We start from the raw sequence: 25,401 nt of genomic DNA on the forward strand, positions 1-25,401 counted from the left end.
CGATGACCGACGACCCGTACCTGATCATCTCCTCCGACTGCCACGCCGGACTGCCCACCGAGGAGTACCGGCCCTATCTCGACCCCCGTTTCCACCGGGACTTCGACGACTTCCTCGCCGGCCGTGACCGCCGCCGCGAGGAGATGACCCGCCTCGGCGTACGCAACGAGGCCTTCGCGGACAAGTGGTTCCATGACAACGAGGAAGGCCTGAAGGGCGGTTGGGACGCCGCCCGGCGCCTGAAGGAACTGGACGGCGACGGGGTGGCGGCCGAGGTCGTCTTCCCGGACGCGGACGCCGTCGACAGCCGGACCGCCGCCCCGTTCGGCGTGGGCCTCGGGCTCTCCGGCGACCAGGACCCGGAGCTGGGCATGGCGGGCGCGCAGGCCCACAACCGCTGGCTCGCCGACTTCGTCTCGCAGAACCCCGAACGCCACTGCGGGGTCGCCCTGTTGCCCGTCACCGGCGAGGTCGACCGGGTCGTCGCGGAGATCCACCGGGCGAAGGAGTCCGGGCTCGGCGCGCTCATGATCCCCTCCATGTGGGTGGACAAGGCCCCGTACCACGACCGCCGTTACGACCCCGTGTGGGCAGCCGCCGCCGAGACGGCCATGCCGGTCGTCACGCACTCCGGAGCGGCCCCGCGCCACGAGTACGGGGACCACCTCGGCATCTATGTCTCCGAGGTCACCTGGTGGCCGTCCCGCCCGCTCTGGTTCCTGCTCTGGTCGGGGGCCTTCGAACGCCACCCCGGGCTGCGGTTCGGGGTCGCCGAGTCCGGCTGCTGGTGGCTGCCGAATCTTCTCTGGTTCATGGACCGGCTCTATCTCGGTGCCCACGGTGGAAAGAAGCTCTCGCCGTTCGCCGAACTGAAGCGGCCCCCGCACGAGTACCTCGACCGCCAGGTCTTCGTCTGCGCCACCAACACCAAACGTCGCGAACTCGCCCAGCGGTACGAGATCGGCGTCGACAACATCCTGTGGGGCAGCGACTTCCCCCACCCGGAAGGCACCTGGCCGAACACCGCCCAGTGGCTGCGCGACACCTTCCACGACATCCCCGTCGCCGAGACCCGCCGCATGCTGGGCCTCACCGCCGCGGACGTCTTCGGCTTCGACACGGCGAAGCTCGCCCCGATCGCCGAGCGCGTCGGTCCCACCCCCGGGGACCTGGGCCAGAGCCCCGACCAGACAACGGTCGAGGCGTCCTGGGCGAGGTCGCGCGAAGTGGGCCGGCACTGGCTGACCGGCCGCGACTTCCCGGTCCTGGGGGCCGACTGATGGACCGTCGTACGGATCGCTACACCGTCATCTCCGCCGACTGCCACGCCGGTGCCGACCTCCTCGACTACCGGTCGTACCTGGAGACGAAGCACCACGACGACTTCGACGCGTGGGCGACGGCCTACGTCAACCCGTACGAGGACCTCCTCGCCGACACCGCGGACCGCAACTGGAACTCCGCACGCCGCGTCGCGGAGATGGAGGCGGACGGCGTCGTCGCGGAGGTCGTCTTCCCCAACACCATCCCGCCCTTCTTCCCCTCCGCCGCCCTGATGGCGCCCGCGCCCTCCCGGGCCGAGTACGAGCAGCGCTGGGCGGGTCTGCGCGCCCACAACCGCTGGCTCGCCGACTTCTGCGCCCAGGCGCCGGGCCGGCGCGCGGGTGTCGCGCAGATCCTCCTCAACGATCCCGAGGAGGCCGTCCGAGAGGTCCGCCGCACCAAGGAGGCGGGCCTGACCGGCGGCATCCTGCTGCCCGGCGCCCCGCCCGGCTCCGGCATCCCGGAGCTGTACTCCCAGGTGTACGACCCGCTGTGGGCGGTCTGCGCGGAACTGGACGTACCGGTGAACCACCACGGCGGCTCGGCCTCCCCGCCGCTCGGCGACGAACCGGCGGCCCGCGCCGTCTTCATGGTGGAGACGACCTGGTTCTCGCACCGGGCGCTGTGGCACCTGGTCTTCGGCGGGGCGTTCCGCCGCCATCCCGGACTGAAGCTCGTCCTCACCGAACAGGGATCCGGCTGGATCCCTGGTGTCGTGGAGATGCTGGACTACTACCACGGCCGACTGGTGGCGGCGGCCGGACGGGCCGCCACCGCCGAGTCCAAGTTCGGTGCGGGCCTTGCCGCTTCCATGGGTGCGAGCCCGAGCGAGGTGTGGCGCGACAACTGCTACGTCGGCGCCAGCTTCATGCGACCGCACGAGGTGCCGCTGCGGGACCGGATCGGCCTCGACAAGATCATGTGGGGCAGCGACTACCCGCACGACGAGGGCACCCATCCGTACTCCCGGGAGGGACTGCGGATCGCGTACGCGGGCCTGCCGCCCTGCGAGATCGCGGCGATGACCGGCGGCAACGCCGCCCGTGTCTACGGCTTCGACCTGGCCGCCCTCGACCGCATCGCCGCGACCGTCGGCCCGACGGTGGACGAGATCGCTGAACCCCTGAAGGAGGCCCCGCCCGACGCGACCAGCCCCGCCTTCGCGCCCGGCGGGTCGGTACGCGTCTGGTGACGGGGCGGGGTGAGACCATCCCCGGGTGACGGGTACCCAGACGCATGACGAAGCACACGACAACGGCCTCGGCGCGCGGCTGAACTGGCTGCGCGCCGCGGTCCTCGGCGCGAACGACGGTGTGGTCTCCACCGCCGGCCTGGTCGTCGGTGTGGCCGGTGCCACCGGCGACCGCGGCACCCTGCTCACGGCGGGCCTGGCCGGACTGCTGGCCGGATCCATGTCGATGGCGGCGGGCGAGTACGTCTCGGTGTCCACCCAGCGCGACTCGGAACGGGCCGCGCTGGCCATGGAGAAGCGGGAGCTGGCCGACGCTCCGGAGGCCGAACTCGTGGAGCTCACCGGCCTGTTGGAGGGCAAGGGGCTGAGCCGGGAGGTCGCCCGCGAGGCCGCGCTCCAGCTGACCGAACGCGACGCGCTCCGCGCGCACGCGGAGGTGGAGCTGGGCATCGACCCGGACGAGCTGACGAACCCGTGGCACGCGGCGGGCGCGAGCTTCCTGGCCTTCACGGTGGGCGCGCTGCTGCCGCTGCTGGCGATCGTGCTGCCCCCGGCGTCGCTGCGACTGATCGTGACCGTGGTGTCGGTACTGGCGGCGCTGGCACTGACGGGCTGGTGGAGCGCCCGCCTGGGCGAGGCCGCGGCGGGACCGGCGGTGCTGCGGAACATGGGCGGGGGAGCATTGGCGATGGCGGTCACGTACGCGGCGGGGGAGTTGCTGGGGGCGGTGGGGGTCTGAGGTCTTTCGTTCGGATCGGGCCGGATCGGCGAGCGGGGCCAGGTGCCGCGGACACGACCCGGCCGCCCCGGGCGCCGGAACGGTGCACCCTTAGGCTGGCGGCGTGACCAGCCACCTGCCCTCCTGAAGGCCCACGAGCTGTGGGAGGGCGACAGTTACGCGGATCTCGCCTTCGGCGGGAGGCTCGGCAACAGGATTCGACCCTGGGGCGACGACCTGCTGGGCGCCCCGTTCACCGCCCGGGTCGCCGAGCGGGTCACCGGGACGACGCCGGCCCCTTTTACCAGCCGCTCCAGCGGGCGCTCCGCTCCGCCGCCCCGAGCCAGCACGCACGCTGAAACGACTCGGCCATGGCGCCGAGGTTCAGCTCGCTCAACGGCGTTGCCCTGCCGCCCCTTTGCAGTCGGTCGTCGGTCAACTCCACGGCCCGTGCCAAGGGAATCCACGACCGCTCGCCATGGAGTGTCCGGCTCACAACAACCCCCATACGCACATGTCCGGTTCAGCGGCGCCCACCCTCACGCGGCGGGGCCGTGTCCCAGGGCCCGGGCGCCACACGGACGCCGGGCCCCGGGGACGTTCTACTTGCTGACGGCGAAACGCATCAGGGCATGCTCGTCGCCCTGCTTGATCTTCCCCGTCACATTGATCACTTCGAGTTTCCACGTGTCGCCGAACCGTACGGCCTTGGCCACCGCGCAGCCGTTGTCCTGGGTGAGCAGGCTGGGCCATATGTCGGCGACCTGCTGCGAGCTCCCCCCGGTGGCGTCGTAGACCTTGAAGCTGATGTTGCGGGCCTTCTGGAAGGAACTGCCCTTCTTGAAGGCGGCAGCGACGAACACGATCGACGTGATGTTGCGCGGGATGCGCGCGAACTCGACCGTGACGGTCTCGTCGTCGCCGTCCCCCCGCCCGGTCTGGTTGTCGCCGCTGTGCACCAGGGAGCCGTTTCCCATGGGGTCCAGCGAGTCGAGGCCGGCCAGGCGCACCGGGTCCCCGTCCTGCGTGGCGACGGCGATCAGGTCGAGGTCCGTTCCGGCCTTGCGGCGGAGCAGGCCCATGACACCGCCGCTGCTGCCGGCCGTGGGGTCCCAGGACACGCCGATGGACAGATGGGTCACTCCGTCCAGGTCTGCGGGACCGTCTTCCTTGGTGAGTGTGATCATGCGTGGGCCATCCTTCTGTCACGGGTACTACAACACGCAGAGTGTGCCTGGAGCCTCGGCGGTTCCGTGCGACGGGTCCCCGTGGGCGCGTACGAGGGGCGCCCCGCGCTCCGGGAGGCCCGCACGGGGCTTCGGCGCCACCGGCGTCCGGGCGACCGTGCCGCTCGTCGTCGTGGCCGGCCGGGCCCTCGCAACTGCCGGGCCCCGCACGGCGGTTCTTTCTCCGCTCAAGCTCCGGTACAGGGGCCGTCCGGTACCCGCATTGGCAGAAGCCACCAAAGACTGCTGACAACATGTCTCGCATACTTGTTGGTAACAACCTCTAGTCCGCAGCCGACCTGCGGCTCTACGGTGCTCGCATGCCGCCGAACCTGCCCGATGTCGTGCTCTGGTCCATACCGGCCTTCGTGCTGCTCACCGTCCTCGAAATGGCACTCCATCACTTCCATCCCGATGAGGAAGCCGCCGGATACGAGGCCAAGGACGCCGCCACCAGCATCACGATGGGGCTCGGCAGCCTGGTCTTCGACCTGCTGTGGAAAGTGCCCATCGTCGCCGTCTACACCGCGGTCCACCAGTTGACCCCGCTCCGCGTCCCCGTCCTGTGGTGGACCGTCCTGCTGATGCTGCTCGCGCAGGACTTCTTCTACTACTGGTCCCACCGGGGACACCACGTCGTCCGGATCCTCTGGGCCTGTCACGTGGTCCACCACTCCAGCCGGAAGTTCAACCTCTCCACCGCGCTGCGCCAGCCCTGGACGTCGCTGACCGTCTGGCCGTTCTACGTGCCGCTCATCGCCTGCGGTGTCCACCCTGCCGCGCTGGCGTTCTGCTCGTCGGCGAACCTCGTCTACCAGTTCTGGGTGCACACGGAGCGCGTCGGCAAGCTCCCTGGGCCCTTCGAGTTCGTACTGAACACGCCGTCCCACCACCGGGTGCACCACGCGTCGCAGGGCGGCTACCTGGACCGGAACTTCGGCGGCATCCTGATCGTGTGGGACCGGCTCTTCGGATCCTTCACCGCCGAGACGGAGCGGCCCGTGTTCGGACTCACCAAGAACATCGACACGTTCAACCCGCTCCGCGTCGCCACCCACGAGTACGCCGCGATCGCCCGCGACGTGCGCGCGGCGGGCAGTTGGAGCGAGCGCACCGGGCGGATCTTCCGCGGCCCCGGCTGGCAGCCGTCCACAACGGCCGCACCCACGCCCCTCCCCGCCCAGGAGCGCATCGGATGAGCGCCGACATCGTCCCGGACCGGCGGGAACGTCTCGTACGACCGCTGCTCGCCGCCTTCCTGCTGGCCGCCGTCGTCGACCTGTTCGGCCTGCTCGCCGACGTCCCGGTCGCCCACCTCGTCGCGAAGCCCCTGCTGATGCCGCTGCTGGCCGGGTACGCCGCCGCCCGGCGCGGCCCCCGGCTGCTCATCGCGGCACTGCTGTTCGGCTGGGGCGGCGACACGCTCCTGCTGCCCGACGCCGACGCCACCTTCCTCATCGGGATGGGTTCCTTCGCCGCCGGGCACGTCTGCTACCTGCTGCTCTTCGGACGTGCCCGGAGCTCCCCGGCCGTCGGGGCGGTGTACGCGGCCGTCCTGGTCACCGTCGTCGCGCTGCTCTGGAGCGGATTGCCGGCGGACATGCGGATTCCGATGACCGGCTACAGCCTGCTGCTCACGGCCATGGCCTACCGGGCCGGCACCCGCGGCCGGTACGCGGCCGTCGGCGGGGCGCTCTTCCTGCTCTCCGACGCGCTCATCGGCACCGGCGTCGCCGACCGGCCCCAGCCGCCCGCCCCCGACTTCTGGATCATGCTCACCTACATCGCCGCGCAGTTCCTGCTGACCGCCGGAACGCTGGCACCCGGTGCGAAATGGGTCGGTGTCACCCCTGGGGCGTACCGTGAACGGAGTACCAGCATCTGAGATCGGCAAGGACCCCCACGCATGCGCGCCACCGTCATCCACGCCCCCCACGACATACGTGTGCAGGAAGTGCCGGACCCGTCGGTCCAGCAGCCCACCGATGTGGTCCTGCGAGTCCTGCGGGCCTGCATCTGCGGCAGCGACCTGTGGGCCTACCGCGGCGAGGCCGCCCGCGAGCCCGGTCAGCGGATCGGGCACGAGTTCCTCGGGATCGTCGAGGAGGCGGGCTCCGAGGTGGCGGGCTTCGCCGTCGGTGACCTCGTCGTCGCGCCCTTCGTCTGGTCCGACGGCACCTGCGCGTACTGCGCGGAGGGCCTGACCACCTCCTGCCCGCAGGGCGGCTTCTGGGGCTCCGTCGGCTCCGACGGCGGGCAGGGCGAGGCCGTCCGCGTCCCGTTCGCCGACGGCACGCTGGTCAAGCTCCCCGCGGCCGCGGCTTCCGACGACCATCTGCTCACCGCGCTGCTGGCCCTGTCCGACGTTCTGGGCACCGGACACCACGCCGCCGTCGGCGCGGGCGTGAAGACCGGCAGCACGGTCGCGGTCGTCGGTGACGGGGCGGTCGGACTGTGCGGCGTCCTGGCCGCCAAGCGGCTCGGCGCCGAGCGGATCATCGCGCTCGGCCGCCACCGGGTCCGTACGGACATCGCCCGCACCTTCGGCGCCACGGACGTCGTCGCCGAGCGTGGCGAGGCCGCCGTCGAAGCCGTACGGGAACTGCTCGGCGGCGAGGGCGCCCACGCGGTGATCGAGGCCGTCGGCACCGAGCAGTCGATGCGCACCGCCGTCGGGATCACCCGCGACGGCGGCGCCATCGGCTACGTCGGCGTACCGCACGGCAGCGGCACCGGCCTGGACCTCGGCGTCATGTTCGACCGGAACATCGCTCTGCGCGGCGGCGTCGCACCCGTGCGCACGTACATTCCGGAGCTGCTCCCCGACGTGCTGTCCGGCACGATCGATCCGTCGCCCGTCTTCGACCTGACCATCGGTCTCGACGACGTCCCCGCCGGTTACAAGGCGATGGACGAGCGCACGGCGCTGAAGGTGCTCATCAAGCCGTGAGCCAGGCGGCCGCGTCCGCCCCCAGCGGGCCGGGCGGGCGCGACCAGTCGGTGGGCGAACCGTCGAAGGCGACGGGCGGCAGGGCGTGACGCAGCCGACCGAGTGGGCCGGCCGTCTCCGTGAGCCACTTCCGAGGGTCGTACGACGCACCCGTGGCCCCCGCTTCCCGACGGGCGGGCAGCTCGTCGAGCAGCCACGCGGCGGTACGGGCGAGCGAGAGCGTGATCAGGCGGGAGCCCCCCTCGTCGTGCTGTTCGGTCAGCGCGCGCAGCACGGCGGCGGCCAGCAGATAGCCCGTTCCGTGGTCGAGTGCCTGGGCGGGCAGCGCGCCGGGCGGGTGCTCCGCTCCCGCGGCGGCCTCGACCGAGGCGATGCCGGTGGCCACCTGCACCAGACTGTCGAAGCCGCGCTGCTGGGCCCACGGACCGTGGCCCCAGGCCGAGAGCCGCCCGATCACCAGCCCCGGTCTGCGCGCGGCCAGGGACCGAGTGGTCAGACCGAACCGCTCGACCGCGCCGGGCCGGTAGCCCACGACGACCACGTCCGCCTCGGCCAGCAGCTCGTCGAACACGGCCCTGCCGGAGCTGCTGCCGAGGTCCAGGGTCACCGACCGCTTCCCGAAACCGGTGTCGCCGTGTGCGTCCGGGCTCTCCGGGAACCGTGGGGAGTCGATCCGCAGGACGTCCGCGCCGAGCAGCGCGAGCGTGCGGGTGGCGACGGGGCCCGCGATGACCCGGGTGAGGTCCAGTACGCGCACCCCGGCGGCGGGCAGCAGTGACGCACCGTCCGGCGCCGCCGTCCGACGGACAGGCGCGCTGCCGATACGCTCGACGGTCACCAGCGGGGTGCCCGCCACCGCGGCACCCCGAGGGTCGGCCGACCACTCCCCGGGCGTACGGGCCGCGACGGCCAGGCCGCCCGCGGCGTACACGGTCTGCTCGATCTCGTCGCCCCGCCGCCCCGCGAACGAGGCGGCGACGGCGGCCACGGCGAGGTCGTCCGCGGTGTCCGCCGGCAGCCCCAGCGTGGCGAGCAGCCGGGCCCGATGGTGTGGGTAGTTGGCATGTGTACGGACCCAGCCGTCCGCCGCGCGCCAGAACCGCGACATCGGGGCGAAGGTCGTCGGAGCGCGCCCGTCGATCCGCAGATGGCGCTCGCTGGTGAACGCCGTGGCCACCGCGCCGTCGTCGACGCGGACCCGGGGCACGGGGCGCCCGGTGCGGCGGGCGGCCAGTTCGGCGGCGGCCAGGGAGCAGACCGCGACCGCGGAACGGGCCAGCTCCATGACGGGCAGTCGGGAGGGCAGCAGGTCCTCGGGGCCATCCGTCCCGATGCGCGCGAGAAGCGCGGGATCCCCGCCGAGTGCCGCCCAGGCCTGCTCGGTGCCGGACAGGTGCGCATGAGTCATGCCCGCACTATGGCACCGAGTGCCACCGCGGGAGAAGGGGCGCCGGGCGAGCCCGGTACGGGACGGGACCGCGAAAGGACGGCGGGCGGGGCCGGTGACTCCAGCCCCGCCCACTGCGTCGCGTTCCTACCAGCGGACCGCGTTCAGCGCGTTCACCACACCGGCTCCGTAGAAGCCGTTGCGGTTCTTGTCGCCCTCGCAGACGGCGTCGATCTTGCCGTCACCGTTGATGTCGTACGGCGCGCCGCACGCGGTGGCGTCGGACTCGGCCGTCAGAAGCGCCTTCACCGCGGCCGCGGAGGCTTGCGGGTGCGTCGACTTGATCAGGGCCGCGACTCCCGCCACGTGCGGGGAGGCCATCGACGTACCGGCCTTGTAGCCGTACTTGCCGCCCGGCAGCGTGGACAGGATCAGACCGCTCGTGGCGGGCGGTGCGGGCGTCTGGTAGACCGTCGAGTCGCCGCCCGGGGCGGCCACGTCGATGACACCGTTCCCGTAGTTCGAGTACGAGGACTTCAGTCCCTTGGCGCCGGTCGCGGAGACCGTCACGACGCCCGGCAGCATCGCCGGGATGTCGAGGCACTTGCTCGGGTCGATCGTCCGCTTCACGGCCGTGGTGTCGTTCGGGCTGGTCGTGTCGTCGATCGCGCCGGAGGCCAGGTCGAAGTTGCTGTTGCCGGCCGAGGCGATGTTCACGGTGCCCTTGTGCTCCGCGTACCGGGTGGCGCGGGCGACGGCCTCGACCAGGGCGCCCTGGTCGAGATCGTCCTTGCAGTTGAACATCCACGGGTCGGTGTAATAGCTGTTGTTGGTGACGTCGACGCCGTGCTCGCCGGCCCAGACGAAGGCGCAGACGATCGACTCGGTGTAGAAGAAGCCGTCCGGGTTCGCCACCTTGATCCCGGCGACCTTCACGCCCGGCGCGACCCCCGTGACCCCGATGCCGTTCTTCGCGGCGGCGATGGTGCCCGCGACATGCGTGCCGTGGTCGCTCTCACCGGTCTTCGGACGCCAGGAACCGTCCGTCGTGTCCGGCGCCCCGGACACGCAGTTCGCCGAGGCCGCGCGGGAGAAGTTCGGCGCGAGGTCCGGGTGGGTGTCGTCGACGCCCGTGTCGATGACACCCACCGTGACCTTGCTGCTGCCGAGGGTCTTCTGGTGCGCCTGGTCCGCCTTGATGGCGGGCAGATCCCACTGCAGGGGCTCCATCGGATCCTGGTCCGCCGTCGCCTGTGCCGCGGCGCTCTGCGCCTGCTCGGCGGTGAGCGGCTGCTCCACGCCGATGTCCGTGGTGGCCTGCGGGACGATCGGGTTGGTGCGGGTGGCCCCCGCCGAATCGACGCCCTTGACCCGGCGGATCGACTTCGCGAAGTCCGGGTTCTGGGAGTGGACGACGATGACACCGATCTGTTCGTAGGCGACCACCACCGTGCCGCCGGCCTCGGCGATCGCCTTCTTCACCTGCTTCACGGTCCCGTGGTTGCTCCGCGTGTTGACCACGTACGAGAGCTTCGGGCCGTCCGCCGAAACCGCCGCCGCGGGCTGCGCGTCCACTGGTGCGGCAGAGGCGGCCCCCGTCGGCAGGAAGCCGAGCGAGGCCGTGAGTGCCAATCCGACGGGCAACGTCAGTGCGCGCGTCCGTCTGGATCCCAGATGAGCCATGGGGTCTCCACATCATCCGTGCCGGGCGACCGGACACGGCGTGTGCCCAGTCGCGTACATGACGAGTGAAGCTATCGCTGATCATCCTTGCTGATCAATGAGTTGTCATCAATGAATTCGAAGGATCTGTTCGAAGAGGTGCGGGGCGGGGTCGGGCCGGATGGTCGCGCAGAGGCCGGTCGGAGAAGTGCGGTTGTGCGGTGAACCGCTTCGCAGCGCCGTCCGTGCCGTTGTCAGGGGGAGCGCTCCATCGTCCCCGGCCATCGAGGTTCCGCAGTGAAATCCACCGTCCCCACCACCGCACCCGCGTCGCGAGGAGATTCCGTGACTACCGATGCACCGCCGCCCGAGGTCAGTACGGACACCCGCACTGCCCAGCCCACGACCGAGGCGTTCATCGCGACGCAGGAGAGCGCGGAGTTCGGCGAACTCCGACACGCGCACCGCTCGTTCGCCTTCCCGCTGACCATCGCCTTCGTCCTCTGGTACCTGCTGTACGTGCTGCTGTCCAACTACGCGGGCGGCTTCATGGGCACCAAGGTCTACGCCAACATCAACGTGGCCTTCGTCTTCGGCCTCGCCCAGTTCGTCACCACGTTCCTCATCGCCTGGTTCTACTCGCGCCACGCGGCCGCGAAGCTCGACCCGAGGGCCGAGGCCATCAAGTCCCGTATGGAGGCCGACGCATGAGCGCCGTGTACCACTCGCACCCCGCCCTCCAGCTGGCCGCCTCCTCGACCACCGAGCACCGGCCGCTGATCATCACGCTCTTCGCCGTGTTCGTCGCCGCGACGCTGGGCATCACCGTCTGGGCCGGCCGGCAGACCAAGAGCGCCTCCGACTTCTACGCCGGCGGCCGTCAGTTCACCGCCTTCCAGAACGGACTCGCGGTCTCCGGCGACTACATGTCGGCGGCCTCGTTCCTCGGGATCGCAGGAGCCATCGCCCTCTTCGGCTACGACGGCTTCCTGTACTCCATCGGCTTCCTCGTCGCCTGGCTGGTGGCCCTGCTGCTGGTCGCCGAGCCGCTGCGCAACTCGGGCCGCTACACGATGGGCGACGTCCTCGCCTACCGGATGCGGCAGCGCCCGGTCCGTACCGCCTCCGGCGTCTCCACCATCGTCGTCTCGATCTTCTATCTGCTGGCGCAGATGGCGGGTGCGGGCGTCCTGGTCTCCCTGCTCCTCGGCATCACCAGCGACGCGGGCAAGATTCTCATCGTCGCGCTGGTCGGCGTGCTGATGATCGTGTACGTCACCATCGGCGGCATGAAGGGCACCACCTGGGTCCAGATGGTCAAGGCCGTGCTGCTCATCGCGGGTGCGCTCCTGATGACCTTCCTGGTGCTGCTGAAGTTCGACTTCAACATCTCCGACCTGCTGGGCACGGCCGCCGCGAAGAGCGGTCACGGAGCGGCGTTCCTGGAGCCCGGACTCAAGTACGGCGCGACCGGCACCTCGAAGCTGGACTTCCTCTCCCTCGGCATCGCGCTGGTCCTCGGCACCGCCGGTCTGCCGCACATCCTGATCCGCTTCTACACGGTGCCGACCGCGAAGGCCGCCCGTAAGTCGGTCAACTGGGCCATCGGCATCATCGGCGCCTTCTACCTGATGACGATCGCGCTCGGCTTCGGCGCCGCGGCCCTGATCGGCCCGGACGAGATCAAGGCGAAGAACCCGGCCGGAAACGCGGCCGCCCCGCAGCTCGCCGAGTACCTCGGCGGGGTCGGTTCCACGGGCGGCGCCGTGCTGCTGGCCGTGATCTCGGCCGTCGCCTTCGCCACCATCCTCGCCGTCGTCGCGGGCCTCACCCTCGCCTCCTCGTCCTCCTTCGCGCACGACATCTACGCCAACGTCATCCGCAAGGGGAAGGCCACCGAGAAGGAGGAGATGCGCGCCGCCCGCTGGGCCACCGTCCTCATCGGTGCGGTCGCCATCGTCCTCGGCGCCTTCGCGCGCGACATGAACGTCGCCGGACTGGTGGCACTCGCCTTCGCCGTCGCCGCCTCCGCCAACCTGCCTACGATCCTCTACAGCCTCTTCTGGAAGCGCTTCACCACCCAGGGCGCTCTGTGGTCGATCTACGGCGGCCTGGCGAGCTCGGTGATCCTCGTGCTGTTCTCCCCGGTCGTCTCCGGCAACCCGAAGACCTCGATGTTCAAGGGCGTCGACTTCGCCTGGTTCCCGCTGGAGAACCCGGGGCTGATCTCCATCCCGCTGGGCTTCCTGCTCGGCTGGATCGGCTCCCTCCTCTCGAAGGAGGAACCGGACAAGGGCAAGTACGCCGAACTGGAGGTCAAGTCCCTCACCGGAGTCGGGGCGCACTGACCGGGGAGGAACCCGGCGAGGCCCGCGCCGGGCCGCATCCTCTTCCACGGCCGTGTCGTAGGACCCTACGACACGGCCGTGCCGCTCCTCGTGTCATACGAGCCCCATCCGATGTCACAGGTCTCGCGTAGTCTCGAAGAGGTCAGCCGGAAGCGCCGACCGGGACATCCGACCGGACGGGCGAGCGGGAAAGCCGGACGTGCCGGACACGGCGGCCGGACAGCAACTGGGGGAGGGGGCTCACATGCTCATCGACACCTACGATCGGGTCGCCACCGACCTGCGCGTGTCGCTGACCGACCGGTGCAATCTGCGATGCACGTACTGCATGCCGGAAGAAGGCCTGCAATGGCTGGCCAAGCCCGACCTGCTGAGCGACGACGAGATCGTCCGGCTGGTCGGCATCGCCGTCACCCGGCTCGGCATCACCGACGTCCGCTTCACCGGCGGTGAGCCGCTGCTGCGCCCGGGCCTGGTCTCCATCGTCGAGCGGTGCGCGGCCCTGAGCCCACGCCCCAGGATGTCGCTCACCACCAACGGCATCGGACTGAAGCGCACGGCGGCCGCGCTCCGGGCCGTCGGCCTGGACCGGGTCAACGTCTCGCTGGACACGCTGCGCCCCGAGGTCTTCAAGGCACTCACCCGCCGCGACCGCCACCACGACGTGCTGGCCGGCCTCGAAGCCGCCCGCGAGGCCGGACTCACCCCGGTCAAGGTCAACACCGTCCTGATGCCGGGACTCAACGACGACGAGGCCCCCGACCTGCTGGCCTGGGCCGTCGAGCACGGTTACGAGCTCCGCTTCATCGAGCAGATGCCGCTGGACGCACAGCACGGCTGGAAGCGTGACGGCATGATCACGGCAGGCGACATACTCCAGTCGCTGCGCACCCGCTTCACCCTCACTGAGGAGGGCGAGGACCGACGCGGTTCCGCCCCCGCCGAGCGCTGGCTCGTCGACGGCGGACCCCATCGCGTCGGTGTCATCGCCTCCGTCACCCGTCCCTTCTGCCGGGCCTGCGACCGCACCAGGCTCACCGCCGACGGGCAGGTGCGCACCTGTCTGTTCGCCCGCGAGGAGACCGATCTGCGCGGCGCCCTGCGCTCCGACGCGCCGGATGAGGAGATCGCCCGGATCTGGACGCTGGCGATGTGGGGGAAGAAGGCCGGATCCGGTCTGGACGACCCGTCCTTCCTGCAGCCGGACCGGCCGATGTCGGCGATCGGAGGCTGAGAGCCTGTCGGGGCCGAGAGGGGACGGACGGATCCCGCGAGGCCGGGACGCCGGACCCGGCCGGACCTTCCCTCCTACGGCCCGCCCGATCCCGGACCGTCGGACTCCCACTCCGTCAGCTTCACGACATCCTTGAGGAAGCCCCGGACATCCAGGAACGAGGACAGATGCTCCCGGTGCTCCTCGCACGCCAGCCAGGTCTTCCGACGCTCAGGGGTGTGCAGCTTCGGATTGTTCCAGGCCAGCACCCACACGGCGTCGGTCCGGCAGCCCTTGGCGGAACAGACGGGGGCGGCGGCAGCGCTCTCGGCCGCGGATTCAGGGGAGTTCACGGCTCAATCGTAGGGTCTTTCATTGGATCTTTCGTTCGGGTCGGCCCGGCGTGATCCAAACGCGAGGACCTGGGCCGGCACCGGTTCCGGTCTCCCGGCCGGCCGCGCGGCGGATGGCCCGAACGCATCCCCGGCCGGAGAAAAAGCGACGCCGAGCAGCCACGGGGGGAGCTGCCCGGCGTCGGTCCGTCGCTCCGACGGGGGATGCGGAGCGCCTACGAAGTATGTCACGCAGACGGGGGTGCGGTGCACCGTAACTTCACGATTGATCTGAGGTTTTCGCGAGCCTCGGGTGCGCTGCTGCCTCACCTGTGCTCCTGCCGGATCCGCACGCCCCGAACCGACTTCTCATGGCTCTTGCCGAGCGCCCGTGACTCACGACGATCGCCTTCGGCTCACATCGAGGGCCCGTGGCTCACGACGTCTCCCCGCCGTGACGGGCCCCGTCGGCCTCCGGACCGGATTCGGCGGCACCGGACACGGGCGCGGCATCGAGCATCGGCCGCATCGGCGCCGGGACGAAGGTCGACGGAAGCGAAGGGGTGTTCTCCCGGCCCGCGTTGGCGATGACCACCGCCACGTACGGGAGCAGAACCCCGAGCACCAGTGCCACGATCGCGACGTACCGCTCCACGTTCCAGAGCACGGCGGCCAGGATCACCGAAACCGTGCGCACCGACATCGAGATCACATAGCGCCGCTGCCTGCCGCGCACATCGTCCGCGAGCCCCTGCCGGGCCCCCGTGATCCGGAAGACCTCGGTACCGCCCTGCTTCCGCATCACGTCTCCACCACCCTTCCCCCGGCACCCGGTGGACCGGAGGGACCTCGTTCCCGCGCCGGACACTCCCCGGACCGGACCGCATCCACGGTACGCCCGGCGTCCGACGGCTTCGAGACCGGGGCGCGCCGCATTCGCGCGAATCGGCGGCCGTGCCGCACATACGGACGTGCCCGGCATGCGGCACACGGCCCACCGGCGGAGACTGGGCCCACATGCGCGACATCGCGTCGCACGAGGAGGCGACATGGGCTGGTTGTGGGCAATCATCGTGGGCCTCGTGCTCGGTGTGATCGCGAGGGCGATCCTGCCCGGCAAACAGAACATCCCACTCTGGCTGACGACAGTCTTCGGCATCCTGGGCAGTGTCCTCGGCAATGCCGTCGCCACCTGGATCGGCGTCAACGACACCAAGGGCATCGACTGGACACGCCATCTGCTCCAGCTGATCGGCGCGGTGGTCGTCGTCGGTGTCGGCGACATGCTGTGGACGTCGTTCCGCGGCACCAAACAGAAGCAGGGAGCCTGAGCCGAGCGGAGCCTCCGGGGCACCGGGCCACGACGCACCGCTGAACGTACTGCGGCCGGACACGCGTCACGCGTGCCCGGCCGCAGTGCCGACGCAACGCGATCAGCCGGTGACCTCGACGGCGGCGAGGTTCTTCTTGCCCCGGCGCAGCACCAGCCAGCGCCCGTGCAGCAGCTCCTCGCGGGCCGGCGCGCTCTCGCCGTCCGTGACCTTGACGTTGTTCACGTAGGCGCCGCCCTCCTTCACCGTGCGGCGGGCACCCGACCTGCTCGGCGCCAGGCCGACCTCCACGAGGAGGTCCACCAGCGGGCCGAGTTCGGTGACCTGCGCGTGCGGCACCTCGGACAGCGCGGCGCTCAGCGTGGCCTCGTCCAGCTCGCCCAGCTCACCCTGACCGAAGAGCGCCTTCGACGCCGCGACGACCGCGGCGCACTGATCGGCGCCGTGCACCAGCGTCGTCAGCTCCTCGGCCAGCGCGCGCTGCGCCGTCCGGGCCTGCGGACGCTCCTCGGTGACCTTCTCCAGCTCCTCCAGCTCCGCGGGGCTGAGGAAACTGAGGATGCGCATGTACCGGGAGATGTCCCGGTCGTCCACGTTCAGCCAGAACTGGTAGAACGCGTACGGCGTCGTCATCGACGGGTCGAGCCAGACGGCACCGCTCTCGGACTTGCCGAACTTGGTCCCGTCCGCCTTCGTCATCAGCGGCGTCGCCAGCGCGTGCACCTCGGCGCCCGGCTCCAGGCGGTGGATCAGGTCGAGGCCCGCGGTGAGGTTGCCCCACTGGTCGCTGCCGCCCTGCTGGAGGGTGCAGCCGTAGCGCCGGTACAGCTCCAGGTAGTCCATGCTCTGGAGCAACTGGTAGCTGAACTCGGTGTAGCTGATGCCCTCGTCGGACTCCAGCCGCCGGGCGATGGAGTCCTTGGTCAGCATCTTGTTGACGCGGAAGTGCTTGCCGATGTCCCGGAGGAACTCGATCGCGGACATGCCCGCGGTCCAGTCCAGGTTGTTCACCATGACCGCCGCGTTCTCGCCCTCGAAGGACAGGAACGGCTCGATCTGGGACCGCAGCCGCGACACCCAGTTGGCGACCGTCTCCGGGTCGTTCAGCGTGCGCTCGGCGGTCGGCCTCGGGTCACCGATCTGGCCGGTGGCGCCACCCACCAGGGCGAGCGGCCGCAGACCGGCCCGCTGGAGCCGGCGCATGGTGAGCACCTGCACCAGATGACCGACGTGCAGGCTCGCCGCGGTGGGGTCGTAGCCGCAATAGAACGTGACCGGACCGTCCGCGAGAGCCTTGCGCAGTGCGTCCTCGTCAGTGGACTGGGCGAACAGCCCACGCCACTTCAGCTCGTCGACGATGTCCGTCACGGTTCCGTGTCTCCTCAGCTACGTGTGTCGAAAGGCAACAGTCAGTCTAGGCGGGTCACACGCCGAGGCTCACCGAGCTCATGTTGAAGTCCGGGATCCGCAGCGCGGGCATGGCGGCCCGGGTGAACCAGTCGCCCCACTCGCGCGGCAGCGTCTTCTCCGTACGGCCCGCCTCCGTGGCCCGCGACAGCAGGTCCACCGGCGACTCGTTGAACCGGAAGTTGTTCACTTCCCCGACGACCTCGCCGTCCTCGACGAGGTACACCCCGTCGCGGGTCAGCCCGGTCAGCAGCAGCGTCGCCGGATCGACCTCCCGGATGTACCACATGCAGGTCAGCAGCAGCCCGCGGCCGGTCGTCGCGGCCACCATCTCCTCCAGGGACCGCTCGCCCCCGCCTTCGAGCACCAGGTTGTCGATCGCCGGCGCGACCGGCAGCCCGGTCAGCCCCGCCGTGTGGCGGGTGGTCGTCAGATGTTCCAGCCGGCCGTCCCGGATCCAGTCGGTCGACGCCAGTGGCAGACCGTTGTCGAAGACGGAGGCACCGTCCCCGGAGGCATGGGCGATCACGAACGGTGCCGACTCCAGGCCCGGTGCGTGCGGGTCGCTGCGCAGCGACAGCGGCAGCTCGGACAGCGTCTCGCCGATCCTGGTCCCGCCGCCCGGCCTGGAGAACACCGTCCGGCCCTCCGCGGCGTCCCGTGCCGTCGACGACCACAGCTGGTAGACCAGCAGATCGGCCACGGCGGTCGGCGGCAGCAGCGTCTCGTACCGCCCGGCGGGCAGTTCGATACGGCGCTCGGCCCAGCGCAGCCGCCGCGCCAGCTCGGCGTCGAGCTCGGCGGGGTCGACGTCCTTGAAATCGCGCGTGGAGCGGCCGGCCCAGGTCGAACGGGTCCGGTCGGGGGACTTGGCGTTGAGTTCCAGCGTTCCGTTCGGCTGATCGTGCCGCAGCCGCAGCCCCGTCGAGGTACCGAGGTACGTCGAGGTCATCCGGTGGTGGGCGAAGCCGTACAGCTCCCGGCCGCCGGACCGGGCACGGGCGAAGGCGTCGCCCAGCGCCGGGGCGAACTCCGCGAAGACGTCCGAGCCCGTCCCGGCCGGCCCGTCCGTGAAATCGGGCGACGCGGGCACCCCGGCGACCAGCGGCTGCGCGTCCTCCGCCGGACCGGCCCCGCGTGCGGCGGCCTCGGCCGCCCGCACCAGCGGTTCCAGATCGTCGGCGGTGACCGCGGACCGGGACACCACACCGGACGCGGTGCCCTGCGCACCGTCGACGGTCGCGATGACGGTCAGCGTCCGCCCACGCGTCACCCCGTTCGTCGTGAGCGCGTTGCCGGCCCAGCGCAGATTCGCGGACGACTCCTCGTCGGCGATGACCACGCAGCCGTCTGCGGTGGACAGTTCGAGCGCCCGCTCGACGATCTCGTGCGGCTTGCTGACGCGGCTCATCGTCCGGCCTCCTGCGTCGTGTTGAGGATGTTCACGCCCCGGAAGAGGGCGGAGGGGCAGCCGTGCGAGACGGCCGCGACCTGGCCCGGCTGGGCCTTGCCGCAGTTGAAGGCGCCGCCCAGGACATAGGTCTGCGGGCCGCCGACCTTCTCCATCGAGCCCCAGAAATCCGTCGTCGTCGCCTGGTACGCGACATCGCGCAGCTGACCGGCCAGCCTGCCGTTCTCGATGCGGAAGAACCGCTGCCCGGTGAACTGGAAGTTGTAGCGCTGCATGTCGATCGACCACGACCGGTCGCCGACCACGTAGATCCCGCGCTCCACCCCGCCGATCAGATCCTCCGTGGACAGCCCGCCCGGATCCGGCCGCAGCGACACGTTGGCCATCCGCTGCACGGGGACATGGCCGGGCGAGTCCGCGTACGCGCAGCCGTTGGAACGGCCCAGACCCGTCAGCTTCGCGATCCGCCGGTCCAGCTGGTACCCGACCAGTGTCCCGTCCTTGATCAGGTCCCAGGACTGCGCCTCGACGCCCTCGTCGTCGTACCCGATGGTCGCGAGCCCGTGCTCGGCGGTGCGGTCGCCCGTCACATTCATCACGGGGGAGCCGTACGCCAGCTTCCCCAGCTGGTCGAAGGTGGCGAACGAGGTCCCGGCGTACGCCGCCTCGTACCCCAGCGCCCGGTCCAGCTCGGTGGCGTGGCCGATCGACTCGTGGATGGTCAGCCAGAGGTTGGACGGGTCGACGACCAGGTCGTACGTCCCCGCCTCGACGCTCGGCGCCCGCATCTTCTCGGCCAGCAGTCCGGGAATCCGCTCCAGCTCGTCGTCCCAGTCCCAGCCGGTCCCGGTGAGGTACTCCCAGCCGCGGCCCACCGGCGGGGCGATCGTCCGCATCGAGTCGAACTCGCCGGTGGTCCCGTCCACGGCGATCGCGGTGAGCTGCGGATGCAGCCGCACCCGCTGCTGAGTGGTGACGGTGCCCGCCGTGTCCGCGTAGAACTTGTTCTCGTGGACGGTCATCAGGGAGGCGTCCACATGCGCGACACCCTCGGCGCCCAGGAGCCGGCTGCTCCACTCGGCGAGCAGCCCCGCCTTCTCCTCGTCCGGTACGTCGAAGGGATCCACGTCGTAGGCAGAGACCCAGGTCCGCTCACCGTGCACCGGCTCGTCCGCCAGTTCCACCCGCTCGTCGGACCCGGCCGCCGCGATCACCTTCGCCGACAGCTTCGCCATGGCGACGGCCTGCGAGGCCACCTTCGCCGCGGCGTCCATCGTCAGATCCACGCCGGACGCGAACCCCCACGCCCCGCCGTGCACCACGCGCACCGCGTAGCCGAGATCGGTGGTGTCCGACGTCCCGGCGGGCCGGGCGTCCCGCAACCGCCAGGACGCGCTGCGCACCCGTTCGAAACGGAAGTCGGCATGTACGGCCCCCAGCGCACGCGCGCGGGCGAGCGCCGCGTCGGCGAGGGCCCGCAGGGGCAGGGCCGTGAACGATGGATCGATCTCATTGGCCATGTGTGGCCTCCCCTTGTAGTCATGGCGCGGTCCGGGTGAGTGAACCATGTTGCCAACGTGCTGGCGTGGCTTTTCGACGGTGGCGGGAACCAGATCACGGCGGTCGGAATCGTGCGGCAGAAGAACCAGCGGCAAGGACCGGTCGCCGGTTAGGCTCGATGGGTGATCACACCGTATGAGCAGCGGTGACCTTCGTACTCCTGGAAAGGCGGTACCAACCCATGAGCAGCGCTGACGGGGTGTCTCAGGCGCCAGACCCCCAACTCGTACGCCTGGCCGGGAAGTCTCGCAACTTCGGGTTCCTGCTGCCGCACCTTCCGCTGCTCGTCGCGTACGGAACCGCCGCCGAGAGCCATGTCTTCACCGACCCGAACACCTCCCTGGTCAAGTGCCGCCAGTTCGCGGAGGCCATGGCGGCCGACCTGATCAGCCGGGCCCGGGTCCGCGTGGAGGGAACCACCCAGTTCGACCGGCTGCGGGCCCTGGACCGGGAGGGCTACCTCCACGGCGACGTGGGCTCCGCCTTCCACGAGGTCCGTACCCTCGGCAACGAGGCGAATCACTCGGGGCTCGACAGCGCCGACGACGCCTTCCGCGCCCTGCGTACCTGCTTCCGCCTCGGAGCGTGGTACCACCGGCTGCTCACCGGCTCGCGCGAGCAGCTGCCGTTCGTGCCGCCCAGCCCCGACCGCACCCCGGCCACCGAGAACGAGCGCCTGCTCCAGGACGTCGCCCGGGCCCGCAAGGAGCTGGAGGAGGCCCGCCTCAGCTACCACGACCAGGCATCCCAGGCCCAGGCAGAGCAGGCCGCCCGCAGTGCCGTCGAGCGCGAGCTGGCCCAGGCCCAGGCCGAGCGCGAGGAACTGGCCCGCGCGGTCGCGGCCATGCAGCACCAGGTCAAGGAGTTCCAGGCCGCCGCCGAGGCCGCACAGCTCGGCCGCCGACACGTAGGCGCCACCGATACTGCCGCCGCATCGGCCGCCGTCGCCGAGCGCGCGCGCCTCCTCGACAACGCCGAGCAGGCATCCCGCGAACCCCTCACCGAAGTGCAGGTCCGCAAGCGGCTCGACGCCATGCTCACGGCGGCGGGCTGGGACGTCCAGGACGGTGGCGCCGACCTCAACCTCCACGTCCAGGGCGACTGGCGGGGCAACGGTGTGGCTGTCCGCGAGGTCAAAACCGCCCGGGGCCGCGCCGACTACGCACTCTACGTCGACCGCAAGCTCGTCGGCGTCATCGAGGCCAAGCGCGAGGGCGCCGACCTGTCCGCCGCGGAGGCCCAGGCCGACCGCTACGCCGACCATCCCACCGATGCCCAGCAGCGCTTTACCGCCTGGCGTACCCCGCTCCCGTTCCGCTACGTCAGCGACGGCGGCGAGACCCGCTTCCGGTCCGTCCTCGACCCGGACTCCCGTACTCGCCGCATCTTCTCCTTCCACCAGCCGCGCACACTGGTCCGCTGGGTCCGCCAGGCCGAGGAGGACGAGCAGGCCCCCAGCTACCGGGCCAGACTGCGACGGCGCATGCCCGAACTCGACATACGCCCCCTGAGGCCAGCACAGATCGAAGCCGTACGGGGTGTCGAGAACTCGCTAGCCCTGGGCAAGGGCCAGCAGGGGATGGGGCAGTCCCGCGCCCTCGTCCAGATGGCCACCGGCGCCGGCAAGACGTTCACGGCCGTCACGTTCTCGTACCGGATCCTCAAGCACGCACGCGCCGAGCGCGTTCTCTTCCTCGTCGACCGCAACAACCTCGGTGCACAGGCCTTCGCGGAGTTCGAGAACTTCAGGACCCCGGACACCGACCGCAAGTTCGCCGACCTCTACAACGTCCAGCGCCTCGGCGCGGAGGGCATGTTCGCCTCCTCCAAGGTCGTCATCTCCACCGTCCAGCGCCTCTACATGGAACTCACCGGCGCGATCTTGCCGGGAACCGAACGGGGGGAGGGGGAGACCGGCTACGACATCGAGGTGCCGGGCGGCATCGAGGTCGGCTACAACGCGAACATCCCCCCGGAGGCCTTCGACCTGATCGTCGTCGACGAGTGCCACCGCTCCATCTACGGCAAGTGGCGCTCCGTCCTCGAATACTTCGACGCCCCCATCGTCGGCCTCACCGCCACCCCCGTCGCCCAGACCTTCGGCTACTTCAACGCCAACCTGGTCAGCGAGTACTCGTACCAGGAGGCCGTGGCCGACCGCGTCAACGTCGACTTCTCCGTCTACGAGATCGAGACACGGATAACCGCCGAGGGCGGAGTCATCGCGCAGGGCACCATCCCGGTCCGCGACCGCCGCACGCGCCGCCAGCGCTACGAGGACATCGACGAGGACATCGAGTACGGCGCCCGTCAGGTCGGTGTCGGAGTCATCAGCAAGGACCAGCTGCGCACGGTCGTCCAGACCTTCCGCGACCGGCTGTTCACGGAGATCTTCCCCGAGCGGGCCAGACACCATCCGGACACGGGCGCTCTGCTGTGGGACGAGATGTACGTGCCCAAGACACTGGTCTTCGCCAAGAACGACAACCACGCCGAGGAGATCGTCGAAGTCATCCGGGACGTCTTCGGCAAGGGCAACGACTTCTGCGCGAAGATCACCAGTGCGGCCCACAACGCCGCCGAGCGCCTCGCGGCCTTCCGCAACCTTCCCGACCTGCGCATCGCGGTCACGGTCGACATGATCGCCACCGGGACGGACGTCAAGCCGCTCGAATGTCTGCTGTTCTTCAGGGACGTCAAGAGCTGGGCATATTTCGAGCAGATGAAGGGCCGCGGCGCCCGCACGCTCTCCCTCACGGATTTCGAGAAGGTCACCCCCGGTGTCGGGCCGAAAACCCGCTTCGTGATCGTCGACGCGGTCGGCGTGACAAAGAAACCGAAGGTCGACGCGGCGCCGCTGGAACGCCACACCGACAAACAAATCAGCCTGGAAAAGCTGCTTCGTAAGACCGCCGCGAACACCATCGAGGAGGAGGAGGTCTCCACCCTCGCGGCCCGCCTCGCCAAACTCGATATTCAGATGACGGACGAGGAGCGGGCCGAGATCCAGCGCCTGAGCGGCGGACTGGAACTGACGAAGATCGTTCACAAGATGGTCGACGCTGTTTCGGCCGACCGGCAGCTCGAAGCCCGGGAGGCCGCCGAGCGCGCGGGCCGCGATCCCGAGCGCGCGGTACGCGACCTCATCGAGCGTGCCGTGCAGCCGCTCGCCGCCCAGCCACCGCTGCGTGCCCGACTGCTGGAGATGCGGCGCGCGAAGGACATCCTCTACGACGAGAACGGCGTGGACGAACTGCTCCGTGCGGGCGCGGTCGCCGATGACGAGGACACGGCGGCGAGGACGGTCCGTGACTGGCGCCAGTACATCGCCGACAACCGCGACGAGATCGCGGCCATGTCCATCGCGTTCAGCGCCGGCTCCGACGTGCCGCCGAGCGTCGCCATGAACACGCTCAACGACGTGGCCCGCAGCATCGCCCGCCCACCGCGCGCCTGGACCCCGGACAAGCTCTGGCAGGCGTACGAGAAGCTCGGCGAGGCAGCGACCGACGGGACCCGCCGCACACATACGGCCCCTGACCTGCTGGCCCTGCTCCGCTACGAACTCGCGGGCGGCGCCGAGCGGGGCGCACCGGCCCCCCGCCCGCACGAGGAGGTTGTGCGTGAGCGCTATCAGGCCTGGATCACCCGCCAGGAGCAGACGGGCACCCGGTTCACGGAACGACAATGCTGGTGGCTCGACCACATCGCCGAGGCGACTGCCAGACGTGTACGCTTCGACACCGCTGACCTCGATTATGCCCCTTTCACCTCGCACAACGGCACGGACGGCTTCATCGCCGAATTCGGGGGGACGCGGGCGGAACACATCATCACTGAACTGGACAGGGAGCTGAGCGCGTGACAACCGACTCGGGTACGGGGCCGGAGCCGGGGGGCTCGGGTTCTGAGAGGGATGTCACGGAGGGGCTTCCTGTGGGGTGGGTCCGGGCGACGCTCGGGGAATTGGGCGTCGAGGTCCAACCAGGGTTTGCCAGCGGTAAGCACAACCGCGATGGTGTTGGAATCCTTCATCTTCGTCCAATGAACATTACTCGTAATGGGATGCTGGACACCCGGGATGCGCGTTACGTCGTTGATGAATCTGACAGGCGCGTTGAACGGGGCGATGTTCTTTTCAATAACACGAACAGTCCAGCGCTGGTCGGAAAGACGGCGTGGGTGGATTCAATCGAGCCGCTCGCCTTCTCGAACCACATGACGCGGCTGCGTGGTCCGGAAGGAATGGATGGGAAGTTCCTGGCCACGCAGTTGCACCATATGTGGGCCACTGGGTATTTCAAGTCGATCCTGAACAACCATGTGAACCAGGCGAGCGTATCCCGTAAGGCCCTCTTGGATACCGTGATCGTCGTCCCACCCCTCGTCGAACAGCACCGCATCGTTGCCAAGTTGGAAGATCAGCTGGCGCATCTTGAGGTGGGGGAGGCAGCTTTGGGCCTGGCTGCCAAGAAGTTTGAAGATCTTATCCAGGCTGTGCGTTCGCGAGGTGTCTGGCAAGCAGATGGGGATTTGCTCCCGGAAGGGTGGGCATGGGGTGTTGTAGGGGATGTTCTCGAAAGAATTGAAGCTGGGAAATCTTTCACCTGTCTTCCGAGGCCAGCTTGTGATGATGAGTGGGGTGTCATCAAGGTCAGCGCTATGACTTGGGGTGAGTTCAGGGCGGACGAAAATAAGGCATTGCCGCTCGAACGTGAACCAAATCCTGACTACGAGATCCATAGCGGCGATATTCTCGTGAGTCGCGCAAACACCGTTGACTACGTTGGTGCTCCAGTCTTGGTCGGTGCTACTCGTGTCAAGCTGATGCTCAGTGACAAGAGCCTGCGATTGGTGCCAAAAGACGGGACTGACAGGAATTGGCTCATCGAAGTCCTCTCGTCACGACCAGTGCGATCCCAGTATTCTGCGGCAGCGACAGGAACCAGCGACTCGATGCGGAACATCTCGCAGGCAACCGTTCGCTCTGCTCGAATTCCTATTCCTCTTAAAGGTGCGGAGCAGAAAGGTGTGGCGGCGGCCATTGCGGATACGGTGAGTCTGGTGAGCCCGCTGAAAGGGCAGCTGGACGAACAGACTCGCGAAGCTGCACGGCTTCGCAACGCCCTCCTCCACGCCGCCTTCACCGGCACCCTGGTCCCCCAGAACCCCGACGACGAGCCCGCCTCTGTCCTCCTCGACCGGATCCGCGCCCAGCGGGCCTGCGGCGCCAAGCCGGCCAAGCGTAAGCGCGCCCCCCGTACGACACCCCCGGCCGCTCCCCAGACCTCCGGCCGACCGGTTCCCTCCGGCACCCAGGAAGCACTTCCCCTGTGAGCAC

20 protein-coding genes are annotated in these 25,401 nt (G+C 69.8%); 12 read left to right on the plus strand and 8 right to left on the minus strand.

Annotation, left to right across the window (positions count from 1 at the left end; translation table 11 throughout):
• The first annotated feature begins 2 nt into the window (after positions 1-2).
• From ACIOHC_RS27065 to ACIOHC_RS27075, 3 genes are read left to right on the plus strand one after another with little or no spacing between them, the layout of a single operon-like run.
• Positions 3-1,280 (plus strand): amidohydrolase family protein, encoded by a 1,278-nt coding sequence (locus ACIOHC_RS27065; RefSeq protein ID WP_351083679.1) that lies wholly within the window; start codon positions 3-5, stop codon positions 1,278-1,280.
• Positions 1,280-2,515: an amidohydrolase family protein gene (locus tag ACIOHC_RS27070; RefSeq protein WP_401844289.1), complete on the plus strand. Its 1,236-nt coding sequence runs from the start codon at positions 1,280-1,282 to the stop codon at positions 2,513-2,515. Before ACIOHC_RS27065 ends, ACIOHC_RS27070 begins: the two co-directional genes overlap by 1 nt.
• Before the next feature lie 25 nt (positions 2,516-2,540).
• Positions 2,541-3,254, plus strand: coding sequence for a VIT family protein (locus ACIOHC_RS27075; protein ID WP_351083683.1), 714 nt, complete (start codon positions 2,541-2,543; stop codon positions 3,252-3,254).
• Positions 3,255-3,835: 581 nt separating this feature from the next.
• Here ACIOHC_RS27075 and ACIOHC_RS27080 read toward each other — a convergent pair.
• Positions 3,836-4,420 (minus strand): TerD family protein, encoded by a 585-nt coding sequence (locus ACIOHC_RS27080; RefSeq protein WP_351083685.1) that lies wholly within the window; start codon positions 4,418-4,420, stop codon positions 3,836-3,838.
• Positions 4,421-4,779: 359 nt separating this feature from the next.
• Here ACIOHC_RS27080 and ACIOHC_RS27085 point away from each other — a divergent pair, with 359 nt between their 5' ends.
• Genes ACIOHC_RS27085 through ACIOHC_RS27095 form a run of 3 tightly spaced genes read left to right on the plus strand, consistent with a single transcriptional unit; the run spans position 4,780 to position 7,409 of the window.
• Positions 4,780-5,658 carry a sterol desaturase family protein gene (locus ACIOHC_RS27085; RefSeq protein ID WP_351083687.1) on the plus strand — a complete coding sequence of 293 codons (879 nt, stop codon included), beginning with the start codon at positions 4,780-4,782 and terminating at the stop codon, positions 5,656-5,658.
• Positions 5,655-6,344 carry a lysoplasmalogenase gene (locus ACIOHC_RS27090; RefSeq protein WP_351083689.1) on the plus strand — a complete coding sequence of 230 codons (690 nt, stop codon included), beginning with the start codon at positions 5,655-5,657 and terminating at the stop codon, positions 6,342-6,344. Before ACIOHC_RS27085 ends, ACIOHC_RS27090 begins: the two co-directional genes overlap by 4 nt.
• A gap of 21 nt (positions 6,345-6,365) precedes the next feature.
• Complete coding sequence (locus ACIOHC_RS27095; RefSeq protein ID WP_351083691.1) at positions 6,366-7,409, plus strand: zinc-dependent alcohol dehydrogenase family protein; 1,044 nt, start codon at positions 6,366-6,368, stop codon at positions 7,407-7,409.
• Here ACIOHC_RS27095 and ACIOHC_RS27100 read toward each other — a convergent pair.
• Positions 7,399-8,817 (minus strand): CoA transferase, encoded by a 1,419-nt coding sequence (locus ACIOHC_RS27100; protein ID WP_401844293.1) that lies wholly within the window; start codon positions 8,815-8,817, stop codon positions 7,399-7,401. The genes ACIOHC_RS27095 and ACIOHC_RS27100 overlap by 11 nt on opposite strands.
• Before the next feature lie 126 nt (positions 8,818-8,943).
• On the minus strand, positions 8,944-10,479 hold the full coding sequence (locus ACIOHC_RS27105; protein WP_401844295.1) for a S8 family peptidase: 1,536 nt from the start codon (positions 10,477-10,479) through the stop codon (positions 8,944-8,946).
• A gap of 324 nt (positions 10,480-10,803) precedes the next feature.
• Here ACIOHC_RS27105 and ACIOHC_RS27110 point away from each other — a divergent pair, with 324 nt between their 5' ends.
• The 3 genes from ACIOHC_RS27110 (at position 10,804) to moaA (ending at position 14,040) form a co-directional block, all read left to right on the plus strand.
• Positions 10,804-11,169: a DUF485 domain-containing protein gene (locus tag ACIOHC_RS27110; protein ID WP_351083697.1), complete on the plus strand. Its 366-nt coding sequence runs from the start codon at positions 10,804-10,806 to the stop codon at positions 11,167-11,169.
• Entirely contained in the window at positions 11,166-12,806 is a 1,641-nt protein-coding gene (locus ACIOHC_RS27115; protein WP_351083699.1) for a cation acetate symporter, read from the plus strand. The genes ACIOHC_RS27110 and ACIOHC_RS27115 overlap by 4 nt, the downstream gene beginning before the upstream one ends.
• Before the next feature lie 244 nt (positions 12,807-13,050).
• The gene (gene moaA, locus ACIOHC_RS27120) at positions 13,051-14,040 is read left to right on the plus strand and encodes a GTP 3',8-cyclase MoaA (protein ID WP_351083701.1); all 990 of its coding nucleotides are present in this window, start codon (positions 13,051-13,053) and stop codon (positions 14,038-14,040) included.
• A gap of 74 nt (positions 14,041-14,114) precedes the next feature.
• Here moaA and ACIOHC_RS27125 read toward each other — a convergent pair whose 3' ends face one another.
• Complete coding sequence (locus ACIOHC_RS27125) at positions 14,115-14,372, minus strand: hypothetical protein (RefSeq protein ID WP_351083703.1); 258 nt, start codon at positions 14,370-14,372, stop codon at positions 14,115-14,117.
• A gap of 415 nt (positions 14,373-14,787) precedes the next feature.
• On the minus strand, positions 14,788-15,153 hold the full coding sequence (locus ACIOHC_RS27130; RefSeq protein ID WP_351083705.1) for a DUF3099 domain-containing protein: 366 nt from the start codon (positions 15,151-15,153) through the stop codon (positions 14,788-14,790).
• Between the two features lie 247 nt (positions 15,154-15,400).
• Here ACIOHC_RS27130 and ACIOHC_RS27135 point away from each other — a divergent pair, with 247 nt between their 5' ends.
• Complete coding sequence (locus tag ACIOHC_RS27135) at positions 15,401-15,682, plus strand: GlsB/YeaQ/YmgE family stress response membrane protein (protein ID WP_351083707.1); 282 nt, start codon at positions 15,401-15,403, stop codon at positions 15,680-15,682.
• Positions 15,683-15,784: 102 nt separating this feature from the next.
• Here ACIOHC_RS27135 and tyrS read toward each other — a convergent pair whose 3' ends face one another.
• Genes tyrS through ACIOHC_RS27150 form a run of 3 tightly spaced genes read right to left on the minus strand, consistent with a single transcriptional unit; the run spans position 15,785 to position 20,020 of the window.
• Positions 15,785-17,050 (minus strand): tyrosine--tRNA ligase, encoded by a 1,266-nt coding sequence (gene tyrS, locus ACIOHC_RS27140; protein ID WP_351083709.1) that lies wholly within the window; start codon positions 17,048-17,050, stop codon positions 15,785-15,787.
• A 55-nt stretch (positions 17,051-17,105) separates the two neighbouring features.
• Entirely contained in the window at positions 17,106-18,500 is a 1,395-nt protein-coding gene (locus tag ACIOHC_RS27145) for a metallopeptidase TldD-related protein (RefSeq protein WP_401844300.1), read from the minus strand.
• Complete coding sequence (locus tag ACIOHC_RS27150) at positions 18,497-20,020, minus strand: TldD/PmbA family protein (protein WP_401844301.1); 1,524 nt, start codon at positions 20,018-20,020, stop codon at positions 18,497-18,499. Before ACIOHC_RS27150 ends, ACIOHC_RS27145 begins: the two co-directional genes overlap by 4 nt.
• A 221-nt stretch (positions 20,021-20,241) precedes the next feature.
• Here ACIOHC_RS27150 and ACIOHC_RS27155 point away from each other — a divergent pair, with 221 nt between their 5' ends.
• Together ACIOHC_RS27155 and ACIOHC_RS27160 are read left to right on the plus strand one after the other, a co-directional pair.
• Positions 20,242-23,925: a DEAD/DEAH box helicase family protein gene (locus tag ACIOHC_RS27155; RefSeq protein WP_401844304.1), complete on the plus strand. Its 3,684-nt coding sequence runs from the start codon at positions 20,242-20,244 to the stop codon at positions 23,923-23,925.
• Between the two features lie 179 nt (positions 23,926-24,104).
• Complete coding sequence (locus ACIOHC_RS27160; protein WP_401844306.1) at positions 24,105-25,397, plus strand: restriction endonuclease subunit S; 1,293 nt, start codon at positions 24,105-24,107, stop codon at positions 25,395-25,397.
• Positions 25,398-25,401: the final 4 nt, after the last annotated feature.

The sequence above is a fragment of the Streptomyces sp. NPDC088252 genome (assembly GCF_044740965.1).
Lineage (GTDB): Bacteria > Actinomycetota > Actinomycetes > Streptomycetales > Streptomycetaceae > Streptomyces.